We start from the raw sequence: 16,369 nt of genomic DNA, 5'->3' as shown, positions 1-16,369 counted from the left end.
TCCGCGCGGCGGCTATCCGCCACGGCAACAGCCCCCGCACGATCCTCGCCAGGGCCCGCGGCCGGATCCCCGAGACCCTCGGGACCCTCGGCAGGATCCCCGGGATCCGCGTCGGATGCCGGGGCAGATGCCTCCCCAGCAGCCGGGCCAGCCGGGCCGCCGCCCGGGGCCTCGCCCGATGCCCGGTGGTGGCATGCCCCCGCCGGCGTACGGCCAGCAGGAGCCGCCGCCCGGCTACGGCCAGCAGCAGCCGCCGCCCGGCTATGGCCGGCAGGAGCCGCCGCAGCGGCCCGGCGGCTACGGCGGGCCGGGATATGAGCAGCAGCCGGGCTTCTTCGACGGTGGTGGTGGTCCTTCGGATCACGATCCCTACTTCGACGACGAGCCGCCCAAGCGCAAACGCCGCTTCGGTGGCTGCCTGGCCGTGCTGGTGGCTATGGCCGTCGTGGTCGGCGGGTTCTACTTCGTGGGCGACCGCGCGGTCGACTACGTCAAGGACATGGTCGCGCCTCCGGCCGACTTTGCCGGCCCGGGCACGGACCCGGTCTCGTTCGAGGTGCACAAGGGTGACTCGGTCTCAGCGGTCGGCCGCAACCTGAAGGAGGCCGGCGTGGTGCAGTCGGTCGATGCCTTCATCGACGCGGCCAACACGGAGGGGCTGACCGTGCAGGTCGGCTTCTATCCGTTGAAGAAGGAGATGAAGGCCGCCGACGCCGTCGAGGTCCTCGCCAACCCGGAGAACATCGACACGGTCAACGTCACCATCACCGAAGGATCGCGCGCCAAGGCGATCTACAAGGTGCTCGCCGAGAAGACCGGGAAGAAGCCCGCCGACTTCAAGAAGGCCGCCCAGGACACCGAGGCGATCGGGCTGCCCGACTACGCCAAGGGCAACGTCGAGGGCTATCTCTTCCCGGCGACGTACGCCTTCCCGCCCGACGCCACGCCGACCGACATGCTGTCGATGATGATCGACCGGTGGGAGCAGGCGCTCGGTGACAACGACATCGAGGCGCGTGCCAAGCAGCTCAAGTGCGGCGACGGCAAGGCGTGCACGGCCGAGCAGATCATGACCGTCGCCTCGCTCGTCGAGGCCGAGGGGCGTGGCGACGACATGGCCAAGATCTCCCGGGTGATCTACAACCGGCTCGACCCCAAGGTCGACGACGGCGCCACGAACGGCACGCTCGGCATCGACGCCTCCAACGCCTACGGCGTCGGCAAGTCCGGCACCACGGAGCTGACCTCTGCCGAGCTGGCCAAGGACACCCCTTACGACACGCGCCGGAAGGCCGGTCTACCGCCGACACCGATCGGATCTCCCGGTGACAACGCGATCCAGGCGGCGCTGAACCCCGCCAACGGCAAGTGGCTCTTCTACGTCACGGTGAACCTCAAGACAGGTGAGACCAAGTTCGCCAAGACCAACGAGGAGTTCCTGAAGTACAAGCGTGAGTTCCAGAAATACTGCGAGACGAAGGCCTGCTGATGAAGTGTGCCGTCCTGGGTGACCCGATCGATCACTCGCTCTCCCCGGTCCTCCACAGAGCGGCGTACGCCGAGCTGGAGATGTCCGACTGGTCCTACACGTCCACGCGCGTGCAGGCCGGTGGCCTGGCGAGGTACGTCGCCGACCTCGGCGGCGACTGGCCGCCGAGCCGGTGGCGCGGGCTGTCGGTGACGATGCCGCTCAAGCGGGAGGCGTACGAGCTGGCGCGGTCGATCTCGCCGCGGGCGCGGCTCGTGGGTGCGGTCAACACGCTGGTGCGTTCGTCGCACGGGTGGGTAGGGGACAACACCGACCTGCCCGGTGCGGTCGCGGCGATCCGGGAACGTGCCGGCGCGGACTTCTCGTGTGGCTCCGGTGCGATCCTCGGCGCCGGTGCGACCGCGGCGTCCACCGGCCTCGCGCTCGCCGAGCTGGGCGCGTCCCGGATCACGCTGCTGGCCCGCAACCCGGGCGCTGCGGGGGAGACGATCGAGATGATCTCGCGTCACCGCGGCAAGCCCGTCGTCTCGGTGCTGCCGCTGGACGCCGCAGTCGGTGGCGTCGACGTGGTCGTCTCCACCGTCCCGGCGAAGGCGCAGACTCCTGAGCTCATCGACCGCTGGGCGTCCACACCTGTCGTCTTCGACGTCGTCTACGACCCGTGGCCCTCGCCGCTGCTCTCGGTCGCGCCCGGTGTGGCCGTCAGCGGTCTGGACCTGCTCGTGCACCAGGCCGTGCTGCAGTTCGAGCTCTTCACCGGCCGTGCCGCCCCGCTGGAGGCCATGCGGGCAGCGGGGGAGAAGGCGCTGGCCAGCAGGGAGTCCAGCATGGAGCCGTCACCGGCATGAGCCCTGGGGCGGTCGTGCTGGTGAGCGCCGCCGTCGCCGCCCTGCTCGCTCTCGGGGTGCCGGCACTGCTTCGCCGGCTCCCCGAACCAGTCGACGACCCGCCGGTGTCCCGCTATGCCGACCTGGCCGGACCGGCCGTGCTCCTCCCGCTCGCGGTGAGCCTCTCCGCGGCGGTCGCCGCGCTGTTGGCCTGGCAGGTGGAGCCCTCGCGGCTGATGGTCTTCCTGGTTCCGCTCGTGCCGCTCCTGGTGCTGCTGGCGTACGTCGACTGGCGGGTGCAGCGGCTGCCGAAGCAGCCGATCCTGGCCGCCACCGCCGCGGGCCTGCTGGCGGTCGGCCTCGAGTGGCTGTGGGTGCGCGAGGTCGGAGCCGTCATCGGTGCGGTCGTCGGACTCGTCCTGGCTCGCTCGGCGTTCTGGCTGCTGTGGCGGCTGGTGCCGCACGCGATGGGCTTCGGTGACGTACGGCTCGCGGCGCTCGCCGGCCTGGTCCTCGGTCGCCTCGGCTGGGACGAGCTCGCGGTCGGACTCTGGTCCGGGCTGGCCATCTTCGGCCTCTGGGGCATCGGACGTGCGCTCGCGCGGCGCTCGCGTGAGGCGATGCGCGAGCCCCTGGCGTACGGGCCCTTCATGATCTTGGGGATGCTCCTCGGCGTGCTCGCCGTCTCGCTTTGAGCCCGGGTGCACGGGCTGGTGCGGCCGGGATGAAAGACTGACGCCATGTTGCGTTGGCTCACTGCGGGCGAGTCCCACGGTCCGTCTCTGACGGCCGTGATGGAGGGTCTGCCCGCCCATGTCCGGATCACCTCTGACGACATCGCTGATGCCCTGGCCCGGCGCCGGCTCGGCTATGGGCGCGGTGCCCGGATGAAGTTCGAGAAGGACCAGGTGCGGATCACCGGCGGCGTACGCCACGGGGAGTCGCAGGGCGGACCGGTCGCGATCGAGATCGGCAACACCGAGTGGCCCAAGTGGGAGACCGTGATGGCCTCCGACCCGGTCGACCCCGAGGTGCTGGCCGGCCAGGCCCGCAACGCGCCGCTGACCCGGCCGCGACCCGGCCACGCCGACCTGGTCGGGATGCAGAAGTACGACTTCGACGACGCCCGCCCGATCCTGGAGCGCGCCTCGGCCCGCGAGACCGCGGCCCGGGTCGCCCTCGGCGCGGTCGCCTCGGCCTTCCTGGAGCAGACGCTCGGCGTCCGCCTCGTCTCCCACGTCCTGGAGATCGGCGGGGTCCGTACGCCGGGCCGCGACGTCCCCGCGCCCGAGGACGTGGCCCGCCTCGACGAGGACCCGGTGCGGGTCCTGGATCCTGACGGCTCCAAGCAGATGGTCGCCCGGATCGACCAGGCCCACAAGGACGGCGACACCCTCGGCGGTGTCGTCGAGGTCGTCGTCCACGGCCTGCCGCCGGGTCTCGGCTCTCACGTGCACTGGGACCGACGCCTCGACGCGCGCCTGGCCGGTGCGCTGATGGGCATCCAGGCGATCAAGGGAGTCGAGGTCGGTGACGGGTTCGAGCTCGCCGCGACCCCGGGCTCCCAGGCGCACGACGAGATCGTCCCCTCCGAGGACGGCATCCGGCGTGCGACCGGGCGCTCCGGCGGCACCGAGGGCGGCATGTCGACCGGCGAGATCCTGCGCGTGCGCGCCGCGATGAAGCCGATCGCGACCGTGCCCCGGGCGTTGCGCACCGTCGACGTCGCCACCGGCGAGTCGACGGTGGCGCACCACCAGCGCTCCGACGTCTGTGCGGTGCCCGCCGCCGGTGTCGTCGCGGAGGCGATGGTCGCGCTCGTCCTGGCCGAGGCGGCGCTGGAGAAGTTCGGCGGCGACTCGGTCGGGGAGACCGCGCGCAACGCCAAGGCCTACCTCGAGAACCTGAGGTACGTCTGATGGCGGCTGTCGTGCTCGTCGGCCCCATGGGCGCGGGCAAGTCGACGGTCGGGGCGCTGCTCGCCTCCCGGCTCGGGGTCGCCCTGCGTGACACCGACGCGGACATCGCCGCCGCTGCCGGCAAGAGCGTGCAGGACATCTTCGTCGACGAGGGTGAGGAGCACTTCCGTACGGTCGAGGCCTCCGCCGTCGCGGCGGCACTCGTCGAGCACGAGGGCGTCGTCTCCCTCGGTGGCGGCGCCGTCCTGGCCGAGCAGACCCGGGCCCTGCTGGAGGGGCACACGGTCGTCTACCTGCGTGTCGGCGTCGCAGACGCGGTCAAGCGGGTCGGGCTCGGCTCGGGCCGTCCGCTGCTGCTCGGCAACGTACGCGGCCGCATCAAGGCGCTCCTGGAGGAGCGCGCACCCATCTATGAGTCCGTCGCGACGCTGATCGTCGACACCGACGACCGCGCTGCGGCCGACGTAGCCGACGAGATCGCCGCCGCGCTGAGCGGGCAGAACCCCGCCACGGCGGGAAACCGCAACTGACACGACGGGGCAGACGTTGAACGAGACAGTCATTCGGGTCGAGAGCGCCGCGCCTTACGACGTCGTGATCGGCTCCGGCCTGGCCACGCGGCTGCAGGGGCTCCTGGGCGACTCTGTACAGCGGGTGGCGTTCCTCTACGCCGCCGAGCTGGCCGAGCAGGCCGAGCCGGTGGTCCAGGAGCTGCTCGAGCACTACGACGTGCTCGGCCTCGGGCTGCCCAGCGGCGAGGCCCAGAAGACCGTCGCGGTCGCCGCCGACTGCTGGGAGGCGCTGGGGGAGAGGGGCTTCACCCGATCCGACGCCGTGGTCACCTTCGGTGGCGGCGCGACCACCGACCTCGGCGGCTGGGTCGCTGCCGGCTGGCTGCGCGGGGTGTGCGTCGTGCACATCCCCACCACCGTGCTCGCCATGGTCGACGCTGCGGTCGGCGGCAAGACCGGGGTCAACACCGGCGCGGGCAAGAACCTCGTCGGCGCGTTCCACGAGCCCGCCGGCGTGCTGTGCGACCTCGCGCTGCTCGAGACCCTGCCGGAGGCTGACCTTGTCGCCGGGCTCGGCGAGGTCGTCAAGTGCGGCTTCATCGCCGACCCGGAGATCCTGCGGCTGGTCGACGAGACCGACAAGCTCACCGCCGACTCGCCGGTCCTGGCCGAGCTGGTCGAGCGCGCGATCCGGGTCAAGGCGGAGGTCGTCGCCGTCGATCTGAAGGAGACCGGCGGCACCGACGGCCACCCGGGACGCGAGACGCTCAACTACGGTCACACCCTCGCCCACGCCCTCGAGAGGCACTCCGGCTACTCGATCCGCCACGGTGACGCGGTCGCCGTCGGCTGCGTGTACGCCGCCGAGCTCGCCCGGCTGGCTGGGGTCCTCTCCGACGAGGTCGCCGCCCGGCACGCGCCGACGTTCGCGAAGGTCGGTCTCCCGACCACGGTCGAGGAGCTCGGTGTCGAGGCGGGCTTCGACGACCTCATCGGCGCCATGCGGGTCGACAAGAAGGCCCGCGGCTCCGTCCTCCGCTTCCTCGTCCTCCACGACCTCGCCGTGCCCCGCATCCTCACCGGTCCGTCGGAGGAGCAGCTGCGGGCGGCGTACGAGGTCGTCGCGGGCTGAACGTCAGCGGGGCCGCCCGCTATGCGCGCGAGCGGATGTGGGAGTCCTGAGGTCACCAGGTGACCTCAGGACTCCCACGTCGCGACTCAGAGACCCATGTCCTTGGCGATGATCAGCTTCATGACCTCGGAGGTGCCGCCGTAGATGCGGTTCACGCGGTTGTCGGCGTAGAGGCGGGCGATGGGGTACTCGTTCATGTAGCCGTAGCCGCCGTGGAGCTGCAGGCAGCGGTCGATGACACGGTGGGCGACCTCGGTGCAGAACAGCTTGGCCGAGGCGGCCTCGGCGGCGGTGAGGATGCCGGCGTCCTCGGCCTCGATGGCGCGGTCGACCACGGCCTCTGCGGCGTCGACCTCGGCCTTGCACGCGGCCAGCTCGAACTTGGTGTTCTGGAAGGAGGCGACAGTGGTGCCGAAGACCTTGCGCTCGGCGACGTACTTCTTGGCGAACTCGATCGCGGCCGCGGCCTGCGCGTAGGCGCCGACGGCGATGCCGAGACGCTCGACCGGGAGGTTCTGGCCGAGGTAGGAGAAGCCCTTGCCGACCTCGCCGAGGACGTCCTCGACCGGGACGTGCACGTCGGTGAAGGAGAGCTCGGCGGTGTCGGAGACCTTGAGCCCGAGCTTGTCGAGCTTGCGGCCGACCTCGTACCCGGGGAGGGTCGTGTCGACGGCGAGCAGGGTGATCCCGGCGCGGCGGTCCTCGGGGGTCGCCGGCGCGGTGCGGGCGCAGACGATCACCCGGTCGGCGTTGACGCCGCCGGTGATGAAGGTCTTCGCACCGTTCAGGACGTAGTGCTTGCCATCGTCGGTGAGCTTGGCGTTGGTCGTCATCCCGGCGAGGTCGGACCCGGTGCCCGGCTCGGTCATCGCGATCGCCCACATCTCGGAGCCGGCGACGAAGCCCGGCATCCAGCGCTCCATCTGCTCCTTGGTGCCCAGCTTGAGAAGGTAGGGCAGGCAGAGCCCGACGTGAGTGCTCGAACCGCCGAAGGAGACCCCGGCGCGGGCGAGCTCCTCGGTCATGACCGCGGAGTACTTGAACGACTCGATCCCGGCGCCGCCGTACTCCTCGGGCACCTGGATGCCCCACACGCCGAGCTCACCGAGCTTGAGGTAGAAGTCGTGGGGGACGATCCCGGCCTCGTACCACTCGTCATAGACAGGGGTGACCTCCTTCTCGATGAACGAGCGGATGGTCTCGCGGAAGGACTGGTGGTCCTCGGTGTAGATCGTGCGGCGCATGGCGGTGCTTTCTCCTCGGTGCTTCTTCTAGGGGGCGCTGGTCGTCGTTCGAAAGGTCAGGGGCGGGCGCCGACGACGCGGAGGGCGAGGTCCGCGTAGAAGTCGGCGAGGGACTCGGGGGTCCAGGAGCCGTCGTCGCGATACCACCGGGCCAGATCGATGCCGAGCGAGAGCAGGGCGGTGGCGGCCTTGGCGGAGTCGGGGGTGTCGAAGTCGCCGCTGCGTACGCCCTCCTCGACGACCTCACGCATGACGGTGTCGATGGCGCGGCGCAGGGCCGCGATCTCGCGCAGGTGCTCGTCGGTCAGCGCAGCGAGCTCGTAGTTGATGACCCGCGCCGTCGTGTGGGAGCGGGCGTGGAAGAGGACATAGGTGCGTACGGCGCCGGCTACCCGTTCGGCAGGGGTGCTGCCCGAGCGCACCGCGTCGGTGACCGCCTCGAGGATCACCTCGTGGCCGCGCGCCGCGATCGCGTGCAGCAGCTCCTCCTTGGAGCGGTGGTGCACGTAGACGGCCGCCGGGCTCAGCCCGGCCGCCGTGGCGATGTCGCGGGTGCTGGTGCCGTGGAAACCCTTGGCGGAGAAGGCCTGGACCGCCGCGTCGAGCAGGCGGGCACGGCTGCGGTCTCCGCGTGCCTGGGTGCTGGTGCGGGCCTCGTTCATCGGCCATCCTCGTGTCGGAGTCTCTGGGTGTCACTTTCCAGTGTCGCACAATATAAGTGAGCGCTTAGATTGGGATCGCCGTCCCGCGCCGAGACGAGCCCGAAGTCGTGGCGAGGGCCGTGACAGGATGGCCCGGTGAGCAAGAAGCTGCAGCCGGTCCTGGTCCTCAACGGCCCCAACCTCGGGCGTCTAGGGAAGCGTCAGCCCGAGATCTACGGGCACACCACCCTCAACGAGCTCGCCGCGATGTGCGTCGACTGGGGTCATGGGCTCGGCTTCGCCGCGGACGTACGTCAGACCAACCACGAGGGCGACATGGTCGACTGGCTCAACGCCGCTGCCGACAAGGAGACCCCGGTCGTGCTCAACGCCGGCGCCTGGACCCACTACTCCTACGCCATCTACGACGCCTGCGCACAGCTGACCGCTCCGCTGGTCGAGGTGCACATCTCCGAGCCTCTCGAGCGGCCCGAGGTCTTCCGGCACACCAGCGTGATCACCCCCCACGCGGTCGCGGTCGTGGCGGGCAAGGGCCTCGACGGCTATCGCGAGGCGCTCGAGGTCGTTGCCGCCCAGCTCGGGTCTCGGTGAACGAGCCTCAGCGAGTGAGTCATCGGTGACGGATTGGGTCGGCGTGCGTCTCGTTGACTAGGATTCCCCCTGGCCCTCAGGGCCCTGCGAACCCAGGAACATTGACAACCAGGCCTGCAAGGCTGCAGGACGACAGAGACGAAGGCTGACGGACGGTTATGGCGACGACGAACGACCTCAAGAACGGCATGGTGCTGAAGCTCGAGGGCCAGCTCTGGCAGGTGGTCGAGTTCCAGCACGTGAAGCCCGGCAAGGGTCCGGCCTTCGTCCGCACCAAGATGAAGAACGTCGAGTCGGGCAAGAACGTCGACAAGACCTTCAACGCCGGCACCAAGGTCGAGACCGCCACGGTCGACCGCCGCTCGTTCCAGTACCTCTATAACGACGGCAACAACTTCGTCTTCATGGACGTCGCCGACTTCGACCAGGTCGAGGTCACCCCGGAGATCATCGGTGACGGCGCCGGCTTCCTCCTGGAGAACCAGGAGGTCATCCTGGCCACCAACGAGGGTCGCGTCCTCTTCGTCGAGCTCCCGCCGTCGGTCGAGCTCGTCATCTCCTACACCGAGCCCGGCGTCATGGGTGACTCGGCCACCGGCCGCACCAAGCCGGCCACCCTCGAGACCGGCGCCGAGATCCAGGTGCCCCTCTTCATCGAGCAGGGCGAGAAGATCAAGGTCGACACCCGCGACGGTGGCTCCTACCTCTCCCGCGTCAAGGGCTGACCTGTGGCTCACGTCGCGACCGCACGGTCCAAGGCCCGCAAGCGGGCCCTGGACCTGCTCTTCGCCGCCGAGGCGCGGGGTCTCTCCGCCGGTGATCTGCTCGACCAGCAGATCGGCGACGGCCAGGTTCCCAACAACCCGTTCACGGTCAAGCTCGTCCGTGGCGTGGTCGCCGAGGCCGAGCGGATCGACGCCCTGATCTCCGGCCACGCCCACGACTGGACGCTGACCCGGATGCCTGCGGTCGACCGCAACGTCCTGCGCATCGGTGTGTGGGAGCTCCTCGACGGCGATGTCGCCGCCGAGGTCGCGATCAGCGAGGCGACCGCCCTGGTGACCGAGCTCTCGACCGATGACTCGCCGTCCTTCGTCAACGGCGTGCTCGCCGCGGTCGCGAAGGACCTCCCCAAGGCCTGATCAGCACGAGACGTACGCCTGTCCTGGACCGTTCCGGACAGGCGTGCCGTCATTTCAGGGTGCGGCACGACGCGTCTGTTTTCCGGTTATGGACGATTGCTTCGGTCGGGACCGTATGTTTGGACTCAAGGCTGAGATGGGCCGCCAACCAGACCCGTATTCGGAGAGCGCATGACTCAGGAGAACAACCCCTATGACGAGCCGGACTCGCGCACCCGGCCGACCGGCGCACCCTCACACTGGGTGACACCGCCTCCGCCGGGCTCGGAGGGACAGCCGCAGCAGCCCTCGCGGCCGGACCCCAGCGGGCCGCGCACCAACCCCAACGCCCAGCCCTATCCTCATGTCGACCCGAGTCAGGAGGCGACTCGCATCACCAACCCACAGGTCACCTCGACGCCCGCCCCGCCCGCCCCGACGGCCGCGCCCGCTCCATCTGGCGCAGTGCCGCCGCCCCCGGGTGTCCACGGGCAGGAGGTCCCCACTGCGACCGACTTCCTCGACCGGCGCGCGGAGTCTGCCGGGTTCGGCCCCGCGACCTGGGGTTGGCGAGGTGCGGTCAGGAAGATGTCCGGCGGGCTGATCAGCCCGAGGATGGGCGCCGCCGAGGTCGCCTTCGAGCAGGACCGGGCGATGATCCAGCGCGACTTCGACGGACCCCGCACCATCTGCTTCATCAACCCCAAGGGCGGCGCCGCCAAGACCACGGGCGTGCTCGCCGCCGGCTACACCTTCGGCACCGTACGCGGCGGGGGAATCGTGGCCTGGGACAACAACGAGACCCGCGGCACCCTCGGCATCCGGGGCATGCGGAGCACCCACCGCAACACCACCCGCGAGCTGCTCGACAACCTGGCCGCGTTCAACAACGTCTACCAGTCCCGTATCGGTGACCTGGGTGCCTTCGTACGCTCCCAGGGCGATGCCCACTTCGACGTGCTCGCCTCCGACGAGCGTCCTGATGTCACCGGTCAGATCCACGCCGACGACTTCGCGCAGGTCCACCAGCTCCTCGAGCGCTTCTACAAGGTGATCCTGGTCGACACCGGCAACAACATGCGCGCCGAGAACTGGCTGGCCGCCGCTGACACCGCCGACCTGCTGGTGGTGACCTCGACGGTGCGCGAGGACACCGGCTACAGCGGACTGTGGATGCTCGACGCGCTCCAGGAGTCCGGCTACGCCGACCTCAAGCTGAAGACGATCACGGTGCTCTCCGACCCGTCCCCGAAGGTCGACACCAACCTGGCCCGCGACCTCACCGAGGTCTACCAGCAGCGCACCAGGGGGGTCTACCGGGTCCCGTTCGACCCGGTGCTCGTCGCCGGATCCACGGTGCAGTACTCCCAGCTCTCGGAGGAGACGAAGATGTCGTGGCTGAAGGCCTGCGCTGGGATGGCGCACGCGCTGTAGGCACGCCCTGTGGGACCACGAAGTGCCCGTCCGGTTCCAGGCTAGGGTCCTCGTATGCGCGCGATCGTCTACGCCGAGAACGGCCCCTCCTCCGTCATGAAGCTGATCGACCGGCCGGTGTCGAAGCCCGGCCCCGGTGAGGTCCTGGTCAGGCTGGTGCGGGCGGGGGTCAACCCGACCGACTGGAAGCTACGCGCCGGCCTGAGCGGGACGCTCAGCACTCCGGAGGCGACCCCGGGTCAGGACGGCGCGGGTGTGGTCGAGGAGATCGGCGATGGGGTGAGCACCCACATCGTCGGGCAGCCGGTCTGGCTCTTCATGGCCCAGCACGGGCAGGCCTGGGGGACCGCAGCCGAGTACGTCACCGTGCCGGCCCGCAAGGCGGTCGAGCTGCCCGCAGGCGCGTCCTTCGACCTGGGCGCCTCGCTCGGGGTCCCGGCGATGACCGCCCACCGGGCGCTCACCTCAGGAGCGGTGGAGAGGGTGGCTCCGGGGTCGTTCAGCGGGCTCACCATCCTGGTCCACGGGGGCGCCGGAGCCGTCGGGAACGCCGCCATCCAGCTGGCCGTGTGGGCGGGGGCGACGGTGATCACCACGATCAGCTCCGCTGAGAAGGCCGCGCTGGCGAAGGCCGCCGGTGCACATCACGTCGTGAACTACCGCGAGGTGGGTCTCGGCCGCCTGGGGAACGCGATCCGGGAGATCGCGCCCGAAGGCGTCGACCAGATCGTCGAGGTCGCCCCCGCGGTCAACAACGACGTGGACCGAGCGGTCATCGCCAACCGCGGCACGATCGCCATCTATGCCAACAACGGCGGCGACGAGCTCACCATGCCTCTGCGGGCGACCTTCTCGCTCAACCTGCGCTACCAGTTCATCCAGCTCTACGGTGTCGAGGAGACGCAGATCCGGGCCGCGGCCGACGACGTCACCGCCGCCGTGGCGGCAGGGGCGCTGCGGGTGGGCTCGGAGGCCGGCGTACCTCTTCACCACTACCGGCTCGAGGAGACCGCCGCCGCCCACGACGCGGTCGAGGCGGGCGCCGTCGGGAAAGTGCTGATCGACCTGGAGTGACGATAGGGTTGGCCCGATCCTTTAACGAGCCGTCCCGTGAGGCGGAGAAGGAGACCTGACCTTGTCTGAGCCTGCCCCTGAGCGTGTGTTCGAGCCGTCCGTCGACGGCCGTATCGTGCTCGATGCCCGTGACATCTCCCGGGCGCTGACCCGGATCTCCCACGAGATCCTGGAGCGCAACCGCGACGCGGAGGATCTGGTCCTCCTCGGTCTGCACACCCGCGGTGTGCCGTTGGCGCGGCGGATCGCCGCGCGGATCGAGACCGCCGAGGGCCATCCGGTGGCCCACGGTGCGCTCGACGTGACGATGTACCGCGACGACCTGCGCACCCATCCCACCCGGGCCCCGCATCACACCGAGATCCCACCCGTCGGCATCGACGGCAAGACCGTCGTGCTGGTCGACGACGTGCTCTTCTCGGGCCGCACCGTCCGCGCCGCGCTCGACGCACTGGCCGACTACGGCCGTCCCGCCGTCGTACGTCTGGCTGTTCTCGTCGACCGCGGCCACCGGCAGCTGCCCATCCGCGCCGACCATGTCGGCAAGAACCTCCCGACGGCGCGCTCCGAGCGGGTCGGGCTGAGCTTGGAGGAGACCGACGGCATCGACGAGGTACGCATCGTCGAGCTCGAAGGAGTGACGAGGGCATGACCCGTCATCTGCTGTCCATCGACGACGTGAGCGCTGAGGAGATCCAGCAGCTCTTCGCGACCGCCGCCGAGATGCACGACGTCCAGAAGCGCGAGGTCAAGAAGCTCCCGGCGCTGCGCGGGCGCACCGTGATCAACCTGTTCTTCGAGGACTCCACCCGCACTCGGTCCTCGTTCGAGATCGCCGGAAAGTGGCTCTCCGCCGACGTGATCAACCTGTCGGCGAAGGGCTCCTCGGCCTCGAAGGGCGAGTCGTTGCGTGACACCGTGCTGACCGTGACCGCGATGGGGGTCGACGGTCTGGTGATGCGTCACTCGGCCTCCGGCGCCGCCCATCAGGTCGCGGGCTGGCTCGACATCCCCGTCGTCAACGCCGGCGACGGGACCCACGAGCACCCGACCCAGGCGCTTCTCGACGGCTACACCCTGCAGCGCCAGCTCGGCGGACCCGGCTCGCTGGAGGGAAAGCGGATTGCGATCGTCGGCGACCTGACCCACTCGCGGGTGTTCCGGTCCAACGTGAAGTCGCTGACCAAGCTGGGGGCGTCCGTGGTCGCCGTGGCCCCGCCCACGCTGATGCCCGCAGGCGTGACCGACTGGGCCAAGGCCGACGGCTTCGCCACCTCCTACCACCTGGACGAGGTGCTGCCGGAGGCCGACGCGGTGATGATGCTGCGCGTCCAGCGGGAGCGGATGAGCGGTGGTTTCTTCCCGACCTCGCGGGAGTACACCGTCGGCTACGGGCTCACCCGTCAGCGGCTGGGAATGCTGCGCGAGGGTGCGCCGATCCTGCACCCCGGGCCGATGAACCGCGGCCTGGAGATCTCTCCCGAGGCCGCCGACGCCGCCTCCTCACGGATCCTCGACCAAGTCTCGGCCGGGGTCGCGATCCGGATGTCTGTCCTCTACCACCTGCTTGCCGGCGAGGAGTCCGCATGAGTCTGTTGATCAAGGGTGCCTCCGTCCTCGGGGCCGCGCCGACCGATGTGTACGTCGAGGGGGGAGCGATCCGGGAGATCGGCTCGCTCTCGGCGGACGCCTCTGCTGACGAGGTGGTGGATGCCGCCGGCCTCGTCCTCCTCCCCGGGCTGGTCGACCTGCACACCCATCTGCGCCAGCCGGGCCGCGAGGACGCGGAGACGGTGGCCTCAGGCGCGGCGGCGGCCGCTGCGGGCGGCTACACCGCGGTGCTCGCGATGGCCAACACCTCGCCGGTCACCGACACGGCCGAGGCTGCGGTCTCGGTGTGGGAGCTCGGTCGTGAGGCGGGGCTGGCCGACGTGTTCCCCGTCGGCGCGGTGACCAAGGGCTTAGCCGGCGAGGAGCTCGCCGAGCTGTCCTTGATGAACCGCTCCCGGGCCGGCGTCAAGGTCTTCTCCGACGACGGCCGCTGCGTCTCGGACCCGCGGGTGATGCGACGGGCGCTGGAATACGTCAAGGCGTTCGGCGGCGTGATCTCCCAGCACTCCCAGGACCCTTCGCTGGCACCCTACGGTTCGGCCTGCTGCCACGAGGGTGAGCTCTCCGGGCGGCTCGGTCTTCCCAGTTGGCCGGGTGTCGCCGAAGAGGTCATCGTCGCCCGTGACGTGATGCTGGCGCGTCACACCGGCTCGCGCGTCCACGTCGCCCATGCCTCCACCGCCGGCACCGTCGAGGTGCTCCGCTGGGCGAAGGCCCAGGCGGAGAAGGACGGGAGCTGGGCGGTCACCGCAGAGGTCACCCCGCACCACCTCCTGCTGACCACCGACCTGCTGGCCGGCTACGACCCGACCTTCAAGGTCAACCCGCCGCTGCGTCCCGCGGAGGACGTCGAGGCGCTGCGCGCGGCGCTGGCCGACGGCACCATCGACGCGGTCGCCACCGACCACGCCCCGCACGCGCGTCAGGACAAGGAGCACGCCTTCGTCGACGCCGCCTTCGGGATGCTCGGGCTCGAGGAGGCGCTCTCGGTCGTCTCGACCGTGATGGTCTCCTCCGGGCTGCTGGACTGGTCCGGCGTTGCCCGGGTGATGTCCACGACCCCGGCCCGGATCGCGGGCCTCGAGGGCCATGGCCGCCCGATCGCGGTCGGCGAGCCGGCCAACCTGACCCTGGCCGACCCGGCTGCGACCTACGTCGTGGACCGGGATCGGTCCCTGTCTCTCTCGCGCAACAACCCGTGGCATGACCGCAAGCTCACCGGTCGCGTCGTGTCCACCTTCCTGCGCGGGAAGAAGACCTACGGCGAATAGCCCTCGGCCGCGGGGTGGCGGGCCTTGGGATTGCGAACGAATTTTCGTTCGTACGGCGCTGAGGCGTCCGACCCTGAGCGTGACGCGAGGGGAACTCGGCTGATTCGCGGTCGGCTGCCGCGGCGAGTCCTGGGAGGGCGAACGAATTTTCGTTCGCCCTGCGGCAGGGTGTGCCGGTGCAGCCGGCGCGGGCTGTGGCACCAGGTGTGGCTAGGCTCCACCGCCATGACCGACGTCTTCTCCGACAAGCTCGAACAGTGGCGCGCCTACACCGAGACCCCCTGGGCCCGCATCCGCTACACCGTGATCGAGGAGATCCTCGCGGGCCAGTGTGCCGAGCTGGCCGAGAACCAGGGCGAGCGGCTGCGGATCCTCGACGTCGGTGGCGGTGACGGGATGGACTCGCTCCCTCTTGCTCTGGCCGGGCACGAGGTCACGATCCTCGATCCGTCCGCGTCCTGGCTGGCCGAGGCGGAGCGGCGGGCGGCGGAGGCCGGCGCGTTGCTCACCACGCTCGTCGGCGGCCTCGACGAACTGTCCGAGGGCGAGTGGGATCTGGTGCTGTGCCACTTCGTGCTCCACTATCGGCCGGCCGACGCCGGCGACGTACGCCGCCTGGCGGCCGCGGTCCGGCCCGGCGGCCGGCTGTCGGTGATGGTCCCCAACCCGGCGAGCATGGTGCTGCGCCAGCTGGTCACGGACGGGCCCGAGGCCGCGCTCACCGAACTGCACGCCGACACCAAGCGCACCGTGACCTTCGACCATGACGTACGCAAGGTCTCGGCCCCCGACCTCGAGGCCGAGCTCGCCGCTGCCGGGCTTCGCCTGACCGGCCGCTTCGGCACCAGGATCGCCAACGACCTCCTCACCGACAACGAGGCCAAGAACGATCCCGCCTACTTCGACGCGCTCCTCGAGCTCGAGCGTGCGCTGTGCGACCAGGAGCCGTTCGTACGCATCGCCGGGATGTACCAGCTCGTCGCGGAGCGGCCGGGTTAGGCTCGGGGACGTGGATAACCTCGAGCGCGTCTACAAGATGCCCTTCGGCTCCGTCTACCCGCACTACGTGACCAAGGTGGAGAAGAAGGGCCGGACCAAGGCTGAGCTGCACCAGGTCATCACCTGGCTGACCGGGTTCGACGACAATGCGATCGCCAAGCACATCGAGGCCGAGACGAGCTTCGAGGACTTCTTCGCCGCCGCCGACCTCAACCCGGCCTCCGACCTGATCACCGGTGTGGTCTGCGGTGTACGCGTCCAGGAGATCGAGGACCCGGTCATGCGCCAGGTGCGCTACCTCGACAAGCTCGTCGACGAGCTGGCCAAGGGCAAGGCCATGGAGAAGATCCTGCGCGGCTGAGAAACCAGTTGGACGGCGCTGTCGCCGACCACGTACGCTTGTCGCATCATGAAGATCTCGCGCTGACCCCGACCCGCGCCCGAGGCAGATGCCCGGCGGGTCGTCCTTGAACCCGAAGGCAG

General features: G+C 70.1%; 18 protein-coding genes. 16 read left to right on the top strand and 2 right to left on the bottom strand.

Annotated elements, in window-relative coordinates; all coding sequences use genetic code 11:
- Window positions 1-127: 127 nt before the first annotated feature.
- The 6 genes from mltG to aroB are packed head-to-tail and all read left to right on the top strand — an operon-like array spanning window position 128 to window position 5,879.
- Window positions 128-1,489 carry an endolytic transglycosylase MltG gene (gene mltG, locus BJ988_RS12015; RefSeq protein ID WP_281365479.1) on the top strand — a complete coding sequence of 454 codons (1,362 nt, stop codon included), beginning with the start codon at window positions 128-130 and terminating at the stop codon, window positions 1,487-1,489.
- Window positions 1,489-2,337, top strand: coding sequence for a shikimate dehydrogenase (locus tag BJ988_RS12010; protein ID WP_179658204.1), 849 nt, complete (start codon window positions 1,489-1,491; stop codon window positions 2,335-2,337). Before mltG ends, BJ988_RS12010 begins: the two co-directional genes overlap by 1 nt.
- On the top strand, window positions 2,334-3,011 hold the full coding sequence (locus BJ988_RS12005; protein ID WP_179658203.1) for a prepilin peptidase: 678 nt from the start codon (window positions 2,334-2,336) through the stop codon (window positions 3,009-3,011). The genes BJ988_RS12010 and BJ988_RS12005 overlap by 4 nt, the downstream gene beginning before the upstream one ends.
- A gap of 45 nt (window positions 3,012-3,056) precedes the next feature.
- Window positions 3,057-4,235 carry a chorismate synthase gene (aroC, locus tag BJ988_RS12000; RefSeq protein ID WP_179658202.1) on the top strand — a complete coding sequence of 393 codons (1,179 nt, stop codon included), beginning with the start codon at window positions 3,057-3,059 and terminating at the stop codon, window positions 4,233-4,235.
- Window positions 4,235-4,765, top strand: a complete 531-nt coding sequence (locus BJ988_RS11995) for a shikimate kinase (protein WP_179658201.1) — start codon at window positions 4,235-4,237, stop codon at window positions 4,763-4,765. The genes aroC and BJ988_RS11995 overlap by 1 nt, the downstream gene beginning before the upstream one ends.
- A 16-nt stretch (window positions 4,766-4,781) precedes the next feature.
- Window positions 4,782-5,879, top strand: a complete 1,098-nt coding sequence (aroB, locus tag BJ988_RS11990) for a 3-dehydroquinate synthase (protein WP_179658200.1) — start codon at window positions 4,782-4,784, stop codon at window positions 5,877-5,879.
- An 86-nt stretch (window positions 5,880-5,965) separates the two neighbouring features.
- Here the strand turns inward: aroB and BJ988_RS11985 are convergent, their stop codons facing one another.
- Together BJ988_RS11985 and BJ988_RS11980 are read right to left on the bottom strand one after the other, a co-directional pair.
- Window positions 5,966-7,123, bottom strand: a complete 1,158-nt coding sequence (locus BJ988_RS11985; protein WP_179658199.1) for an acyl-CoA dehydrogenase family protein — start codon at window positions 7,121-7,123, stop codon at window positions 5,966-5,968.
- 56 nt (window positions 7,124-7,179) lie between these two features.
- Window positions 7,180-7,785, bottom strand: coding sequence for a TetR/AcrR family transcriptional regulator (locus tag BJ988_RS11980; RefSeq protein WP_179658198.1), 606 nt, complete (start codon window positions 7,783-7,785; stop codon window positions 7,180-7,182).
- 135 nt (window positions 7,786-7,920) lie between these two features.
- Between BJ988_RS11980 and BJ988_RS11975 the strand changes: the two genes are divergently transcribed.
- From BJ988_RS11975 to BJ988_RS11930, 10 genes are all read left to right on the top strand, one after another.
- Window positions 7,921-8,376, top strand: coding sequence for a type II 3-dehydroquinate dehydratase (locus BJ988_RS11975; RefSeq protein ID WP_343051580.1), 456 nt, complete (start codon window positions 7,921-7,923; stop codon window positions 8,374-8,376).
- 158 nt (window positions 8,377-8,534) lie between these two features.
- The gene (gene efp, locus BJ988_RS11970; RefSeq protein WP_179658197.1) at window positions 8,535-9,101 is read left to right on the top strand and encodes an elongation factor P; all 567 of its coding nucleotides are present in this window, start codon (window positions 8,535-8,537) and stop codon (window positions 9,099-9,101) included.
- 3 nt (window positions 9,102-9,104) lie between these two features.
- Window positions 9,105-9,518, top strand: coding sequence for a transcription antitermination factor NusB (nusB, locus tag BJ988_RS11965; RefSeq protein WP_179658196.1), 414 nt, complete (start codon window positions 9,105-9,107; stop codon window positions 9,516-9,518).
- A 171-nt stretch (window positions 9,519-9,689) separates the two neighbouring features.
- Entirely contained in the window at window positions 9,690-10,931 is a 1,242-nt protein-coding gene (locus tag BJ988_RS11960; RefSeq protein WP_179658195.1) for a MinD/ParA family ATP-binding protein, read from the top strand.
- Window positions 10,932-10,985: 54 nt separating this feature from the next.
- Entirely contained in the window at window positions 10,986-12,005 is a 1,020-nt protein-coding gene (locus BJ988_RS11955) for an NADPH:quinone reductase (protein ID WP_179658194.1), read from the top strand.
- Window positions 12,006-12,066: 61 nt separating this feature from the next.
- Complete coding sequence (gene pyrR / locus BJ988_RS11950; protein WP_218860799.1) at window positions 12,067-12,657, top strand: bifunctional pyr operon transcriptional regulator/uracil phosphoribosyltransferase PyrR; 591 nt, start codon at window positions 12,067-12,069, stop codon at window positions 12,655-12,657.
- Window positions 12,654-13,595 (top strand): aspartate carbamoyltransferase catalytic subunit, encoded by a 942-nt coding sequence (locus BJ988_RS11945; protein WP_179658193.1) that lies wholly within the window; start codon window positions 12,654-12,656, stop codon window positions 13,593-13,595. Before pyrR ends, BJ988_RS11945 begins: the two co-directional genes overlap by 4 nt.
- Window positions 13,592-14,887, top strand: coding sequence for a dihydroorotase (locus BJ988_RS11940; protein WP_179658192.1), 1,296 nt, complete (start codon window positions 13,592-13,594; stop codon window positions 14,885-14,887). Before BJ988_RS11945 ends, BJ988_RS11940 begins: the two co-directional genes overlap by 4 nt.
- Window positions 14,888-15,112: 225 nt before the next feature.
- Window positions 15,113-15,886, top strand: coding sequence for a methyltransferase domain-containing protein (locus tag BJ988_RS11935; RefSeq protein WP_179658191.1), 774 nt, complete (start codon window positions 15,113-15,115; stop codon window positions 15,884-15,886).
- Between the two features lie 10 nt (window positions 15,887-15,896).
- Window positions 15,897-16,247 carry a DUF2200 domain-containing protein gene (locus BJ988_RS11930; protein ID WP_343051579.1) on the top strand — a complete coding sequence of 117 codons (351 nt, stop codon included), beginning with the start codon at window positions 15,897-15,899 and terminating at the stop codon, window positions 16,245-16,247.
- Window positions 16,248-16,369: the final 122 nt, after the last annotated feature.

The organism is Nocardioides panzhihuensis (assembly GCF_013408335.1).
Classification (GTDB): domain Bacteria; phylum Actinomycetota; class Actinomycetes; order Propionibacteriales; family Nocardioidaceae; genus Nocardioides; species Nocardioides panzhihuensis.
This window is presented reverse-complemented; position numbering and strand designations above follow the sequence as displayed.